Below are 16,399 nucleotides of genomic sequence, written 5' to 3' on the forward strand. Positions count from 1 at the left end.
TTTCTCAGTTCAGTTGGAGTTGCACCAAATAACTTCTTACAATAACAAGTCAGATGTGCAGGAGAGCTAAACCCAAAGTCCATAGCTATTTCCCGGAAAGCAATATCCGGATCACAAATTTTCTCACGAACCAGTTCAGCCCTCCGCTCCTGCATCCATCGGTAAGGACTCTGACTAAAACTCTCTTGAAACTTACGATTAAAAGAGCGTTCCGAAACACAACACAAACTTGCAAATTCTTTCACCGTTTTCACATTCTTATAATTATCCAGTACAAAATCCTCGAACTTCCGTCCTACTCCAGTCGTTCTAGAAAAGAAAGCAGCAAGTTCTGATTTAGTATAAAACCCCCTCAATGCAAGAATGATTTCCTGCTGCTTAAGGATATGCATATGCCTACATAGCAATCCTGTATCCAGATAAAAAAGTAACTGCCTCAAAATATGTAACAGAGGCTTTCGGATTGGTAAAATACAATTATTACCGTTCTCCATTTTTACATGTGAGATTGATTCAAAATACATTTTGTCACAAGCCGTTATCTGCTTATTCCAAAACAACAACAGACATTCTGCCGAGACAATACCTTCAACCCTATTTTCTTCATGCTGCGGTATAAGCAGCATATTATGCTCTAAAAGATGTATATTATGCTCCCTGCCTATATTAACGGATAGTTCTCCTTTCAAAAGAAATAAAATACAAAAACAACAACTATTATCAATCTGTCCGGATTCTTGCGCAGCCAATCTGTATTGGGTAAAACCACTGTCAATTTTAATTCCATAATTAAAACAGGAATGATGTTCCGACAAATAAAGTAATTTCATGTTATAATTTAAGTAGTTTAATTTTAAAACAACTCGCTTCGCTTACTATGTTTGTTTTTTTTAAAGACACATACTTTTAAACTACAAACAAAAACTGTAATTCTATAAACATATACTTAAAAAGGAATATATATCTGCATCCATTAACGACTCTCGCTCCCTACATGACACATATAGCCCTAACTTAGCCACAAGCAATATCGTCTTTCAATATACTTACTTCATTTTACATATCTTCCTAAGTACAAGGAACTCCCCCACCACACAAACTATTGCGATAAATGGGGAAGTCTGATGATTATAAAGCAGAACTGCTTCTATTTATTATACATCTTCTATTTTTCTATCACTTCTTATTTAGAATTAATAGTACAAATACTTACCCGGTTCCAATCCGGTTCCTCAAACATATAGCCAATTCCCTGTCCTTCAGCAACAATTCGCTCCTTTGAAATCCCATACTTATTAACCAGCATCTTTTGAACTGCCTCGGCACGCTGTCGCGCAATACGCTCATTAAGTTCTTCACTACCCTCCGGAGAAGCGTAACCCTTGATTACAACTCCTGCCTCTTTGTGGTTTCTCAAGTAAATTGCAATCCGTTCAACATTAGGTAATTGAGAATTATCAATAGTTATTCTACCTTGACGAAAAGTAATCACAGACTCTAGTGTTTTTTTACTATTGTCAATCGTATCTTTCACAATTTTCGGTTCTCGATTCTTGTATTCTTCCAAAGCCGTTTCTAAATCTGTCACTTTTTGGTTAGCATCCTGCAATACATTATCATTGCGTTCAAGTTCTGAACGAAGTTGATTTATTTGAGCATTTAATGCATCAAATTCAGACTGGTCGTAAGGTCTTACTTTAGTAAAATGGTGTTCACCATTGCTACATCTGAAATGATATACGAAGCCTGCACTAATCTCCCACACGGCACGCCCCGAATGGAAATATACAGGTTTCGTACCCATAGAATTCATATCATATACAAGAGCCGGTTTGAGAGCTAGAGTCCACGCCTTACTTTCCCCTAAATTAAAATTAAAATTTAATCCCAACTTAGTAGACATACCATTTTGATCTTCCCCCATGTTTCTACCAACATAATAATGCATCCAGCCAATACCAGCCACAGCCTCAATCTCAAAACTTCTTGGAATACCGTTATAACCTCCAAAAAGATTATTTAAATTCACCAATCCTAACAAACTTACATTTGATTCATCAAATGCTGTTTTACTTTTTGTTGTATTAAAATAACCCATTGCCTCAAAACCTAATCCAAAGGTAGGGGTTAAATGCTTGCTTACATGAACTCCAACTGCCGAACGCATGTTTTTAAAAAACGAGTGATGAGTCAATGGGGTCACGCCACCTACATTAATACCTATTGACCAATTATCCGAAAATTTGTTTCCTTCCAAAGCTGTTTGTCCACTTACATGGCAAATGGCAATACCAGATAGCAATAAGCCTGCAAAAATCTTTTTCATCATAATTCTTATTTAAATTTATTATTAGCAGAATTGGGGCTGAAATATATATCATTCCCAACATTCTACCTTTAGCTATATAGTTGACTAACTACTACTTTCATTTACAATACAAAATAAAATCACCCATTGTGAGATATATGTTTATGTACGTCTTTCTCAGCTGCTGTAATGGGACCTACCCACGACCACGATTCTACGGTCCTCTACGTAAAGTCATATTTTTCTGTTGCTTTTCCATATTCAACAAACACTAATACGGCAAAGTGAACTAATTGTAATCAGCTATCTCATACCAAATCAAACATTGTATAACACTTTGCAAAAGAAGGCAATTCCTATCTCAATCTGTTACAAATAAACGACATTATATTTTATGCATCAGACAACTATCATTTATATAGAGGCTTCATAATTTGGAGATTCATAGTTTAGGCTATAATTCAAGCGGGAGAAATAATTACATAACATAAAGAACCTATTTCAGCATATCTCCCCCTTCTTAGAAACACGTTTTCCAGAAGTGATATTCATTCATTGATTTTATTATTATCCAACAACACAACACGCACCCAGTCAACCCACATTTCTCCCGGCAAATCTTCATCATGGATTTCTCCCGGCCATGTCATCATACCATTCAATTCACCTCCCAATGAAAAATTTAGAATTATATTGAAGGGATATTCACAAAATGGATACTGTAGTTTCTCCTTATCCAAATGTTGGTTCTCATATTTCCAAGTCTCTTTGCCGTCGACATAAAATATTAATTCCTTTTCAGTCCGCTGCACTGCATATACATGATCTTTAGTTACATCAAAATTCTTATCAGGCTCCTTGTTCGTTACTCCTGCAGAACCATTTTCACCATTTATATAAAAAGTATGTACCGTTTGAAAGATCTGCTTAGGACTCCCTTGTACCCATTCCATAAGATCTATTTCTCCCCCTCTGGGCCATTCCGGTGCTCCTATAGGCATTTGCCAGATAGCAGGAAAACCTCCACGAACCAATTTGGTTAATCTGGCCTTAACTTCCAAACGTGTACCACAGGGAAAACCTATCTTGGAAAACACCCCGCCATTTTTATAAGTCCCGTTGTCCTTACAGGCCCTCAACTTCAAATAGCCTTCCTCCACCTTTACATTTTCGTAACCATCCACACCCCTAAAATACTGTGACCAGGCGTTGTTGGCATACGTACAAAGTTTCCAGATTGCTGTATCGGGCACAACACATTTCGCATCAAAATCATCAACAAATAAAATGTTTTCAAGTGTATCCGATCCGATTTGCTCCTTTTCTTCTGCGCATACATAAGTAACAGTCCCACCTATAGCAAACAATAAATAGCACAAAATTGATCTCATATGATTATAAATTAAAAAGATTAAAAAACCATTCTTTCTTCAAAAACAATATTACCTCATCGAAAGAAGAGTTGTCACCACAAGAGTGCTGACAACTCCCTTCGACAGGCACTGTCACCTCAAAAACAAACTTTTACACCATAAATATTATTCTAAATCATAGAGTACATTCAGGACCCTATAAATCTATTTTACAAAAGACTATTTCCACTGATATACCCGCACATAATCAACTTGCATGGTAAAAGGCAAATGTTTCTCATTTATAGGACCAGCCATTCCCTTTCCACCTGCAACATTCAATATCAAGAAGAAAGGAATATCAAAGGGCCATTGTACTGCGCCCAAACCTTTGTTATAATAGGTTGCGCAAACTTCTCCATTTACCATAAAATCAATTTTCTTATCGTTCCATTCTATTCCCCATATATTCCATTCACCCTGCTTGAATTTAGACCCTGAATGACCAAAAGGATATGTCTTTTGCTCCGTACCAGTAGTATGTACCGTTTGTACAGCAACATCTAAATCTTTTATATGCTCCATTATATCTATTTCACCACTTGCAGGCCATCCTCCGTATTCTGAACTGGCAGGCATCATCCATATAGCCGGCCACGAACCATTCCCCGATGAAAACTTAGCTTTAATCTCTACTTTACCATAAGTAAAATCAAACTTTCCACTATCAGTGCGTATACTTCCAGATTTATATCCGCGGGGATCTGTTTCATCCTTCATAAACTTGAGATTCAACAAACCATCTTCACACCAAACAACGGATGTATCATTCGGCTTATAATAATAGGCATGAGCAACATCTCCCCTGGGAGTATAATTCCACTTCTTGGAGTCAACGGCCCCATCGATATTAAATTCATCTGAAAAAATCAGAACCCACGATTTATCCACTCTTTCAACGGAATCTTCTTTCTCTGGTCGCAGCACATCAATGGAACTGTCAGAAAAGTCGTTTGAACATCCGAAAAATAAAACTGCTAATAAGGGTATTATACTTTTTTTCATAACTCAACTTCGTATTATTTTATATTATCTTTATACTACCATAAACAGATATAAAAGTATATCTAGCCGGAATACGAAACTCCTCCCTTCCAACCGGACATATTCTCGTCATATCTTCTTCTATTCATAACCAGGAGTCTGCTCCAATGCCGAATCATTATCAAGTATATTCTGATCCAACGGCCATAAAACTTTATATGCCTCAGTCTTCTGATCAAGAATAGCAACTTTATTATCAATATCACCTTCTATACAGAACACTAATGGAATACCGTCCTTTGCATTCTTCATGCGGCACAAATCCCACCAACGTTGTCCTTCCTGTACAAACTCCTTATCCTTTTCATGTAAAATAGCTAATTCATTAGTTAGAAAATCAGATGCCTTATATATATGTGAACCTGCCTCAGACTTATACGCCCTATTTCTGACTAAATTTATATATTTCTCAACATTTGCATTATCACTCTCCATATTAGCAATCTCGGCTAATGCTAGATATACCCAGGATAAACGGTAAAGAATAAGATCACCATCATAGACTCTATTTCCCTGAGCATTGAGAGAGCCTAAATTTTTACATACATGAGTACCATATACATACAATTCTCCACTTTCCTTTTTCCGATATGAAGGCATAAATGTGGCGTCACAACGAGTATCACCTTTTTCAAAACTATTATAAAGCGAAAGTTTATACTCATATTTCTGTTGACCATTATTCTGTATATCAAGCGCATCATCCCATGGCGTTCCATTTTCTCTAAAACTATCTTTATTAGTCGTCCCGGAAACAAGAGAATAGGTATATCCACGAGAAAGGGAGTTTTCTGCTTCACCCTCCATATAAGACACAGCCATTATCACCTCACTATTACCTTTGTTATCAGCACTGAATATACGTTTAAAATCTTGTTGCAATTGAAGTCCATAGTTACCCTCTACATCTTTCAAGTACTTCTTGGCCTTTGACAAATCCGATTCGGTAGCTTTGTTATCACCAATAGTTACTTTGGAATTCCATAAATATACCTCTCCAGCCAAACATTCTGTGGCCGCCTTTGACCAATACACCTTGGTACCATGTCCATATGAATTAAAATCAGAATTCTCTCCAAAATATTGTAGGGAGGTTTCCAAATCCTTTTTAATCTGTGATATAACTTCACTTGGTTTAGCTCTCCCCAAATAAAGTTTATTCGGATCAAGCACTCCATCGATAACTTCCACGCCAAGACGAATTGGTACCCCACCATAGACTCTATAAAGATCAAAATAGTAAAAGGCACGAAGGCCATACGCCTGTCCAAGATAATAATTCTTTTTAGCTTCCGGAATGAAATTAGCATCAGTTACACGAGCTATAAAAAGATTGATATTGGTTATACAGCCATAAATATTTCCAAACTTGGTAACTCCGGGAGTCTCCTTAGACAGATTTTGTAAACGGATTTCCCCACTAGAGATAGCCAGACCATCTGCACTTGTGCCATCCTTATAATGTCCGCCCCTTAATTCGCCAAAAGTGATAATATGCTGTTCCGCCATATCTCGCAATTGTTTATGAAGACCGTCAATATATGCACTGACTTGGGATTCTGTTTTCCAATAGCTGGTACTTCCATAATTATCTATCGGGGCGAGATCCAGCATATCCCCACATGATGTAGCCACTATAGCAGCTATATTCAACACCATAATATGTATAAATTTTAAATTTCTCATCTCACTTCGAATTATTAAAATGTAACATTAACGCCAAATATAACGGTACGTGGCAAGGGATATCCTGACGAAATCTCCGGGCTTACCGTCCTGGCAGAAGTTAAATAGCCCAAATTCTGTCCCGTTATTGAGAATTGCAGTTTCTGCATATATAGTCTTTTAGACAATTCTTGAGGAAGAGTATATGACAAAGACAATTCTCTAATCCCTAAATAGTTACCCTTAGAGGCAAATAGAGTTGAGGTACGATAGTAATTGGCAGCTCCCACCTGATCAGCAAATACGTAACGGGGATATTTTGCGTTTGGATTACTTTCGCTCCATGTATTAAAAACATCCTTTGTCGTATTGTAAGCCCCCTGCATACATCCTAAAAACCAAGGAGTCTTATCATCATAAACCCAATAATCAAGCGCAAAGTCAAAACGGGCATACAAACTAAGTCCCTTCCAAGACATTGTGGTATTAAAACCACCATACCAACGAGGAGTAGTATTTCCTATTACAACCTGATCATACTGGTCAATCACCCCATCTCCATTTACATCCTTCCATTTCACATCTCCAGGTTTTAACTCTATGCCTTTTGCCCGCTCATTATCAGAAAGTTTATTCCAAGCTTCAGGGCCATATTGATATTTACCTTGAATATTCCCCGAGGTCACAACCAAATTTCCCGGAATATCATCAACACTTCTGTAAATACCCTCGGCCTGGTAACCGACAAGTATCCCATACTCCATTCCCTCCTGAAAACCTCCGACATACACCTTCTCATCTTCCAACTTACCTGTACCCGGATTTACAACCTTCCGACCGGTATACACTTGCTGTCCATTCTGTCTGTTTCGTACCTGCCCGTTATCAGGAAGGGCTATAATCTTATTCTTATTATAAGTTATATTAAAAGAAGCATCCCAAGTAAAATCATTGACATCCAACACCTTACCAGAGAGTTGTAATTCGATTCCGCTATTACGTAATTTTCCATTATTGTTCTTAACAGAAGAGAATCCCGTGGTCGAAGGCAGGGTGAAGTCTGCATACTTATCAGATGTCAGACGATTGTAGTAATCGATATCCAAATTCAAGCGTCCTCCCAAGAGTCCTACATTCAAGCCTATATCAAAACTGGCCGTCTTTTCCCAACGCAAAGAAGGGTTAGGCAAAGTACCTATCAGAAAACCATTGTTGCCATGGTATTTATTAGAATTATATGAACCTTGAAGAGTATATGGACCGATTCCGCTGGCATTACCATTCAAACCGTAACTAGCCCTCAGCTTTCCATAATAGAGGAAAGGAAGTGATTCCTTAACAAAATCCTCTTTCGTAAAAACCCAGCCACCGGAAACTCCCGGAAAAAATCCCCACCGATTCTTACCCAGCAAAGAAGAATAACCGTCATAACGAAATACCCCGGAGAACAAATATTTACCCTCATAGTCGTAGTTCAAGCGTCCTAAATAAGAAAGAATACGGTAACGACTATGATTCGAATCTATCTGACGTTTACCCTCACCTGCATCGGTCAGACCTAAATCTTTAAAATCGTCGGTAGCAGCACCAGAACCGGATGCAGAGAAACCGTTATTATACTGATCATAAAATTCACTACCAAACATAATATTCAAATTATGAACAGCAGAAAATACAGTCGTATAATCTAGAACAGCATTATAGGTCTGAGAGAACTGACGAGAATAGCTTGCACTAGTTGAACGAGTTCGATTCCATTGTCCCGGAACCGTCTCATAGTCCTTGCGCATACTTTCTTGTACAGTATGAAAATAATACCAACTGGCAGAAGCCCTCAAGACCAATCCCTTGAATAAATTAGCTTCTAATGACTGCATAAGGGTAAACTTTGTCCGTTCATTATCCTGATCGTAACTTTTTGCAACATAAGTCTGATTACCGTCCCCGGGACTAGGACCCAATGTCGGATTACCATCCTCGTCTTCAAAACGGACAGTAGGAGGAGTACTCATCACCCGACCAAAATAATCACTTTCCGTCCCCCAGGCGTTGTTTAACCATACATAATTAGCCCGGCTGAAAGTCGCATTGGAAGTCGTTTTCAACCAATCTGCAATTTTGTACGAACCGTTGAATGTGAAATTATAACGTTTATATTCGGTAGTGATAGGGGCTCCGGGGGAGTCATTATAACCCAAACTTGCATAATAAGTTCCTTTATCATTCCCCCCCGACATACTAACCGTATAATCCTGTGTCACTACCGGATTACGAAGATTATATTCCTCCGGTTTTGTCCCTTTATAAATGATTGTTTTAGAAGGGTCCAAAGGATCCAGCATTTCTCGCCAGCCCATATCCAAAAGATAGGCATTTTCATCCGTTTTCCCCATAATATTCCACACCATATTCGCACCGAGCTTATTACCCGTACCAAAAGGCGTAGAACCTGTAAGATTTGCCGTAGCTGCCCACGGGGTATTTTTATAGGCTGTACGAAGGACTGTAATATAGTCTTCCGCGCCCAAAAAGTCGTAGGGATTATTAACATAACCGAGACCTATATTTGCTCTGAAATTAATTTCCCGATGTCCTGCCCGGCCAGATTTTGTTGTAATTAAAATGACACCATTACTTGCACGGGCACCGTATATGGCCGTAGCCCCAGCATCCTTCAGAACATCCATAGATGCAATATCCTGAGGATTGATATCATCAAAATTATCACGAAGCTGTCCGTCCACTATCACCAGGGGTCCTCCCGAACCATCAAATTCCGTTCCACCACGTAATATAACTTTAGGAGATGAAGTAGGATTTCCCGAAGTGAGAGAAACCTTTAAACCGGGAACAGAACCCGACAGTGCCTGAGAGGGATTTGTATATATACCCTTCTCTAATATCTGGGGACTGACAGTCGATATAGAATTCGTCAGTTTTGCCCGTGAAACTTTTCCGCCATAACCGGTCACAACAACTTCCTGCAAAAGCTCACTGTCTTCTTTTAAGATTATCTTAAAATTCATTTTTCCTTGCACACTCAAAGTCTGGGAAGAAAAACCTATGAATGAAACCTGTATACTGGCATTATCAGAAACCGAGAGTGTAAAATTACCATCAACGTCAGAAACAGTGCCATTTGTTGTTCCAACTTCCACAATACTGGCACCAATGACCGCCTCACCCGCAGTATCCGTTATTATGCCCGTAATACTTTTCTTCTGTGCCACAACTACAATCGAACACAGAAGAAAAACAAATAAAATAAAACTCTTTTTCATACTCTTTTATGTTTTTCATGTTTAAAACACCTATCAACAAGAGGCGTTCAAATACCATATATCCACTCCAAAAACATCACAAATTACGGAGGTATAAACAAAGGAATAAAGAAAATCATATTTAATAAATTAGGGGTTATTATTTACAAGCGCAAAGAAAGAACTCATAAAACTAAACATAGTCAGAAAGCATTTAAAAAAAGTCATATATCATCCAATACTGCATTTTTTTATCAAAAACAGAATAATTAATAAACATTTTATGTATATACGTTGTTAAATAGAAAAAATCAGCTTTAAACAACACGAAAAGATAAAAATGTACAGGTTATTTGGTATATTCGCAATATTAACACTACTTTGCATATCATCTACATCAGGTCATGACATAAATTACCAGTTTACGTCTATTTCCGTAGCGGAAGGATTGTCTCAATCTACCGCCCAATCCATACTTTTAGATAAGAAAGGGAAATTATGGATAGGAACAAAAAATGGTCTGAATTCTTATACGGGACAAAATCTGAAAATATTCAAAAGCCACCCCAACGACAGATATTCCTTACCAAGCAATCACATTATACATTTAACCCAAGATTCCCTTAACGACATATGGATATCTACCAGACAAGGTATGGTTAGATATGATGAGACACACGGGAATTTTATTCCCTTCAATCATGATATCATCTATTCTTCCTTATGCATAAATGGAGGAGTACTTTTCGGAAGTGAGAATCGAATATACAAATATGATTACCAAAAACGCTCTTTTAAAGCAGTATGCATCACCCCCAAAGGTGCTACGGACAGTGACATTACCAAATATAGGGTACAAAGAATTATAGCAGTTTCCCCAAAGGAGGTGCTAATCGTCACCAGAAGGGATGGAATATATATATTGAATTACCCCAATATGCAATTAAAGCGTTTTTTCTCTTGTCCAAACAATATTTTACAAGGAGCATGTCTGGCTTCAAACGGATACATATATTTATCTTTTTGGGGACAAGGCCTGTTTTGTTATGAGAAAACAGGAAAACTTATAAAACAATATACGAGCAACAACTCCGGATTGACAAACAATTATGTATTGGATATAATAGAAAAGAAAGGATATCTATGGTTAGCAACTGATGGCGGAGGAATAAATCGACTGGAACTACGCAATGAAAAATTCTCTAACCTCTATCATATTGCCGGAGATGAAAATTCACTCCCTGTCAATTCTATTACTGTATTATATAAGGATAGCAACGAATGTTTATGGGCGGGAAGTGTTAGAGGAGGAGTTTTCAATATCAAAGAAAGTTACATACGTACTTATAAAGACTGTCCTTTAGGATATAATAATGGATTGAGCGAAAAATCTGTGACGAGTTTTTACGAGGAAGCTAATGGAAAGTTATGGATTGGTACGGACGGAGGCGGAATAAACTTGTATGATCCTCAAACGGGAAACTTCAAGCACTTCTCGTCTACCTATGGGGATAAAGTGATTTCCATAGCCCCAGTATCAGAAAAAGAACTAATGGTATCTGTTTACACAAAGGGACTTTTCCTGTTTGAAAAAAACACAGGCATTTATCGACCGTTTGTGATAATAAACGACAGTATTAACTTCAGGCAGTGCTTTTACGGATATCTTCCACGCGCTCACCGAGTAACAGAAAACAAAATATATATACTTAGTAAGGAGCTATGGGTATATAATATAAATAATAAAAAATTCTCTCCAATCAAAAATGAGAACAATTATCAATTACAAGCCTCGGTCATAGCCTACTGTGACAAAAAGATATCCTTGGCAATGAATGGAAACAAAGTATTCCGAATCATTAACAAGAATGACAGCATTGATCTTCTTTTTCAATTGGACGAGAAAGAAGTTATCAGTGCGATTGATTACGACGGAATAAATAAGATATGGGTGGGAACAACAACAGGAATGGGATATTATGATATAAAAGAGAAAAGATATTTTAAAATCAGGTCACAGTTATTCAATGATATTACCGCCCTCCGTTATGAGCCTTCTTCAGAAAGGATATGGATCTGTGCACAAAACCAACTATTTTCTTACTGCATAAAAGAAAACAGATTTATTCAATGGAACAGAAGCGACGGATTTTATCCCAATGAAATAATATTTACTTATCAACAACGGGCTGAAAAAAACAGCCGATATCTTTACTTTGGTGGCATAGAAGGACTGGTCCGAATAAACACAGACATCCCAGAGCCTAATGAACCAGATCCGGAAATAGCACTTTACAGCATAGAACTTAACGGGCAACCGTATACATCCGGTATAGACACCCAAAATATAAAAGTTCCATGGGAACATAATGCACTCGCCCTACGGGTATATATTAAAAATAAAGATATTTTCCAGCGAGTTCCATTCCGATATATCATAAAAGGAAATGTTGATAAGATAATCGAATCATATAATCCGATATTGGATCTTTCCAACCTATCTACCGGTAAATACCGCATCGAAGTAGCATGTATGACAAAAGACGGAAATTATACCACTCCTATCCTTCTCACAAATGTCCATATTACCCCACCATGGTATAAAACAGACTGGTTTATAATATTATGTTGTATTAGCCTTATAGGAGGGGGTATTGCAGGAATATTCATTTTTAATATAAAAAAGGAAGCAAGAATACAAAAGAGACTAAAAGAATACAGACAATATCTGAATGAAAAGAGGATAGATTTCCTCATTCACATAAATCACGAATTACGTACTCCCTTAACATTGATTTATGCCCCACTAAAACGTCTCATGGACAAAAGTGAGATGCAAGGATTACCTCAGCATCTGATACCACAATTACAACTACTATTCAACCAAGCACAACATATGAGGGAAATAGTAGATATGGTGTTGGACTGGAGCAGTTTGGAGGCAGACTATAATAAATTGAAAATACAAAAAACTCAATTGAACGAATGGGTAACCGAGGTTATCAAAGACTATATGAATGAGGCAAAAGAAAAAGAGATATGCATACAATTACAAATAGATCCCAACATAGAGGAGGTATGGTTTGACAAACAAAAGTGTCAAACAGTACTATCAAACTTACTGATGAATGCACTAAAATTCAGTAAGGCAAACAGCAATATAACAGTAAGCACGCAACGTCTTGAAAACACAGTCAGAATATCTGTTATAGACGAAGGAAGCGGTATAGAAGATTCGGATATGGCAAATCTCTTCACTAAATTCCACAAAGGTAATCACAAAGAGAGAGGAAGTGGATTCGGATTATATTATGCCAAAACAATAATGGAAATGCACGGGGGGCTTATAAGGGCCTATAATAATACAAACAAAGGAGCTACATTCTATTTGGAGCTGCCATTGCTCAATACAAATAAAAAAGAAGAATCCGCCCATTTACAGCAAAAAGACTCTCCTCTCCCTTCCAGCATCCAAGATACACATTTCGATTGTACCGGAAAGACTGTGCTTATTGTAGAGGACGAAAAGGAGTTAAGGGAATATCTCATAAGTTCTTTAACTGAGTTCTTTAAGAAAGTTTATGCGGCAGACAATGCAGTCTCTGCCTTAGAAATCTGTCAGAAGAAACAGCCTTCTATTATTATTAGTGACGTGATGATGCCGCAAATGGATGGTTTTGAATTATGCCGTCAGATAAAAAACAACATCCAGATAAGCCATATCCCTGTAATACTGTTAACAGCACGTTATGACCAGACAGGGATAACAACCGGATATAAATCCGGAGCTGATGCTTACATCCCCAAACCATTTGATCTAGACTCTCTAAAGATCGTCATCGGAAATATTTTAAAAAATAGAGAGAAAATACACAATCAATACATATCTATCAACCAGTCGACTTCTCTCCAGACTTTAACAAACAGTAAAGCAGATGAGGATTTCATGACAAAAATAAATATAATTATACATGAAAACCTATCTGACGAGGAATTCTCCGTCCAGCAATTGGCAGATCTCATGACAATTAGCCGTTCTTCTTTATACAACAAGATAAAAATTATAACGGGTTTGGGAGTCAATGACTATATAAACAGATTACGTATCGAAAAAGCAATCTCACTGCTTACCAATACAAATTTAAACATAAATGAAATAAGCAGTGAAGTGGGTTTTACTTATCCCCGATATTTTAGTTCAACATTCAAACAAATGAAAGGAATGACTCCCAAACAATTTAGAGAGGAGAATCGTATGAAATAAGTAGGAAGTTCCTGGGAAACATAACAAGTATGAACGGGTGGATACAAAGATATAATTTCCTTCTTAATAAAAAATAAATGTCGGAACCGTGCAATGGGAATCATACGCAATTGTCTATATTTGCGCTATTGAACAACAAATACAGGTACAATTATGGAACACAAAGCTGATAAGGACTATATGGCTATCATTTCACTCCGGAAGTTACCTCAATACTCAAAAAGATCTATTGCTTATTTCCAAAGCAGAGGGACGGATAATAACTCTAAGAATGACCTGCTACCATGTCAATAGAAATAAAATATTTTAAAGATAGAAAAGAGTGGCGAAAAAGGATATAATTGCCAGATTGAAAGAAGATAAAACTGTATGGAACAATTATCAACTTTTTTCCGACACATATAAACGCATCCGAATTGCCTACATTGAAGCAGCAAGGAAACGGCCTGGAGAATTTGAAAAGCGATTAAACAACTTTATCAATAAAACGAGAGAAAATAAAAGAATAACAGGATTCGGCGGGATTGAAAAATACTATTAATCCCTATAAAATACCTGACTCAAAATAAAAAACAATTCCTCTTTGATACCGCCCCCTAAAATGTGCAGAAAACCGAATTGAACAAATAGGACACTCACTCTATCCTTACCAAATGATAAAGTGTCCCCCGATAAGACTTTCGGGAAGGAATACTCAGCTTTTGAAGCGTGCATCCGAATTGTGCCACCTTATTGATAGCCAACCTGTCACGTGTCTTTGTCTGCAAATAGTTCAATATCTGCATGGAAGTCATCCACTTCCCTTCTTCCGCTTCCTCATCCAACGGACTAGGATAACAATGAAATAACTGTTCCAACGGACTCAATAAGTTCGCGCAAAGTCATAATGTGTCCCGATTTTGTTTCCGTTTTCATTTTGTCGAACAATGTGCCTGCCTCACAAACACTGAGAGTTTCTTTTCCACTCCCGCTATCTTGCCTGATAAAAGTAATATTCATTCTATTTTTGTCTATTTTCTACAATCGGAATTTATTGTTTTAATTCCTGTAAAGATACGCTATAAGCTTCCGGAAAGCAGGCATTTCTCCTGATTAATATCCGCATTTTATTTGTATTACACTCAGATTTGATGTATCTTTGCTTAATAGTTACCAGAAGCTCACTAGTGTGAACAAATAAGCTATCAGTTGTAAACAAAAACGTTAACAAGTGTAAGCAATCTTATTCACAGCAGTGAGCCCCTGAGAAGCATTAAGGCTTAACAAAACAAACTCTAAGCATTAACGTATAACTACCTAAGAGAATACATAACAAGAACGGTTACTTTAAAACAAAACATGAAACTATGGCAATATTATTTGACTGGTATGAAAACCCGAAGCCTTCGGACAAAGAACAAGGAGAAAAGACACTGCACCCACGTCTAAAATATAACGGTTCGATAGGAACCGACGTATTGAGCCGACGCATTCAAGAACGTTGTTCGCTGACAGAAACGGACGTCACAGCTGTACTCGACGCCCTTTCGCATATCATGGGACAGGAATTGGCAAACGGACGGCAAGTACATCTGGACGGTATCGGTTATTTTCGCCCTTGCCTGACCAGCACGGAACCCGTAACGATAGATACCAAACGAAAGGCTACCAAAGTAAAATTGAAAGCGATCCAGTTTCGTGCCGATCAGACATTGAAAAATGAATTTGGGATACTGAAAGTAAAAAGTCTCAAAGGCGGGCTCGACTTCTCCCAACTAACGAACGAAGAAATAGACCGGAAACTGACGAAATACTTCCAAACACACCCATTCATGCGGAGATGTGACTTCCAAGACCTCTGCAGAATGACAAGAAGCACGGCAATGCGACATATCCGGCGGCTACGTGACGAAGGAAAACTGAAAAATGAGGGTGGAGTGATGCAACCGATTTATGTACCAGGAAACGGTTATTATACTAATAATAAACATGTTACAGATTAAATAGTGGGAATTAGTAACCTGAGGGTAAAAATTACCCTCAGGTTACTCCAACTTAACTCTCATAGCCGCAAACAACGATGTATAAAGGGATTGAAGCTATCTATGAGAGTATGAGAGTAAAATCATCACTAACATCTATTGTATGCATTTTCTTTCACCGCTATTGTTCCATACAACATGGTTGACGGACAATGCTTACATACATCCCCTAACCCCGCATTCAACATTTTCCAGCATTCGGCGTTTTCCGGCACTTGTCCGGCTTCTTCCCCGAAAAGCTTGTTTGTAAAGATCACCTTCATCGTGTCATAATCGCTCACGAAGATATTGGCATTGATATTCCAGTACCGATTGTGACGCCGGGCAGAATGTTGGAGTTTCCTCCAACCCACACATTGTTGCCCAATGTCACAGGAGAAGTAAAAAGATTTCCAGAACTGAAAAGAAATAAGATTGCCCGTAAA

At 37.7% G+C, this 16,399-nt stretch carries 8 protein-coding genes and 3 pseudogenes; 3 read left to right on the plus strand and 8 right to left on the minus strand.

From position 1 onward, the window contains the following. The 6 genes from BHV72_RS14425 to BHV72_RS14450 form a co-directional block, all read right to left on the minus strand. Positions 1-830: helix-turn-helix transcriptional regulator (locus BHV72_RS14425; RefSeq protein ID WP_286856265.1), on the minus strand; the 830-nt coding region annotated here is incomplete at its 3' end. Positions 831-1,183: 353 nt separating this feature from the next. After that, positions 1,184-2,326 carry an OmpA family protein gene (locus BHV72_RS14430; protein ID WP_022041562.1) on the minus strand — a complete coding sequence of 381 codons (1,143 nt, stop codon included), beginning with the start codon at positions 2,324-2,326 and terminating at the stop codon, positions 1,184-1,186. 530 nt (positions 2,327-2,856) lie between these two features. Next, positions 2,857-3,699, minus strand: coding sequence for a glycoside hydrolase family 16 protein (locus BHV72_RS14435; RefSeq protein WP_022041563.1), 843 nt, complete (start codon positions 3,697-3,699; stop codon positions 2,857-2,859). A 201-nt stretch (positions 3,700-3,900) separates the two neighbouring features. Next, positions 3,901-4,725 carry a glycoside hydrolase family 16 protein gene (locus BHV72_RS14440; RefSeq protein WP_005682606.1) on the minus strand — a complete coding sequence of 275 codons (825 nt, stop codon included), beginning with the start codon at positions 4,723-4,725 and terminating at the stop codon, positions 3,901-3,903. A 120-nt stretch (positions 4,726-4,845) separates the two neighbouring features. Beyond that, positions 4,846-6,450, minus strand: a complete 1,605-nt coding sequence (locus tag BHV72_RS14445; protein ID WP_032838527.1) for a RagB/SusD family nutrient uptake outer membrane protein — start codon at positions 6,448-6,450, stop codon at positions 4,846-4,848. Positions 6,451-6,464: 14 nt separating this feature from the next. Beyond that, positions 6,465-9,710, minus strand: coding sequence for a SusC/RagA family TonB-linked outer membrane protein (locus BHV72_RS14450; protein ID WP_122134408.1), 3,246 nt, complete (start codon positions 9,708-9,710; stop codon positions 6,465-6,467). Positions 9,711-10,029: 319 nt separating this feature from the next. Here BHV72_RS14450 and BHV72_RS14455 point away from each other — a divergent pair, with 319 nt between their 5' ends. Together BHV72_RS14455 and BHV72_RS14460 are read left to right on the plus strand one after the other, a co-directional pair. After that, complete coding sequence (locus BHV72_RS14455) at positions 10,030-13,953, plus strand: response regulator (RefSeq protein ID WP_258973684.1); 3,924 nt, start codon at positions 10,030-10,032, stop codon at positions 13,951-13,953. Between the two features lie 334 nt (positions 13,954-14,287). Then, positions 14,288-14,494, plus strand: a pseudogene (locus BHV72_RS14460) (YdeI/OmpD-associated family protein); the annotation flags it as partial. 94 nt (positions 14,495-14,588) lie between these two features. Here the strand turns inward: BHV72_RS14460 and BHV72_RS14465 are convergent. Continuing rightward, a pseudogene (locus tag BHV72_RS14465) lies at positions 14,589-14,816 on the minus strand (DUF3874 domain-containing protein); the annotation flags it as partial. Positions 14,817-15,299: 483 nt separating this feature from the next. On the opposite strand from BHV72_RS14465, the gene BHV72_RS14470 reads away from it, so the two are divergent. Then, on the plus strand, positions 15,300-15,935 hold the full coding sequence (locus BHV72_RS14470; RefSeq protein WP_005678283.1) for an HU family DNA-binding protein: 636 nt from the start codon (positions 15,300-15,302) through the stop codon (positions 15,933-15,935). Between the two features lie 173 nt (positions 15,936-16,108). Here the strand turns inward: BHV72_RS14470 and BHV72_RS14475 are convergent. Further along, positions 16,109-16,312 (minus strand): annotated as a pseudogene (locus BHV72_RS14475) (histidine kinase); the annotation flags it as partial. Positions 16,313-16,399: the final 87 nt, after the last annotated feature.

Origin of the sequence: Bacteroides sp. 43_46 (assembly GCF_001915455.1) — a bacterium.
Lineage (GTDB): Bacteria > Bacteroidota > Bacteroidia > Bacteroidales > Bacteroidaceae > Bacteroides > Bacteroides caccae.

Coding starts and splice junctions, on each gene's coding strand:
- BHV72_RS14430 (WP_022041562.1), bottom strand. CDS start 2,326: ATGAAAAAGATTTTTGCAGGCTTATTGCTATCTGGTATTGCCATTTGC.
- BHV72_RS14455 (WP_258973684.1), top strand. CDS start 10,030: ATGTACAGGTTATTTGGTATATTCGCAATATTAACACTACTTTGCATA.
- BHV72_RS14445 (WP_032838527.1), bottom strand. CDS start 6,450: ATGAGAAATTTAAAATTTATACATATTATGGTGTTGAATATAGCTGCT.
- BHV72_RS14470 (WP_005678283.1), top strand. CDS start 15,300: ATGGCAATATTATTTGACTGGTATGAAAACCCGAAGCCTTCGGACAAA.
- BHV72_RS14450 (WP_122134408.1), bottom strand. CDS start 9,710: ATGAAAAAGAGTTTTATTTTATTTGTTTTTCTTCTGTGTTCGATTGTA.
- BHV72_RS14435 (WP_022041563.1), bottom strand. CDS start 3,699: ATGAGATCAATTTTGTGCTATTTATTGTTTGCTATAGGTGGGACTGTT.
- BHV72_RS14440 (WP_005682606.1), bottom strand. CDS start 4,725: ATGAAAAAAAGTATAATACCCTTATTAGCAGTTTTATTTTTCGGATGT.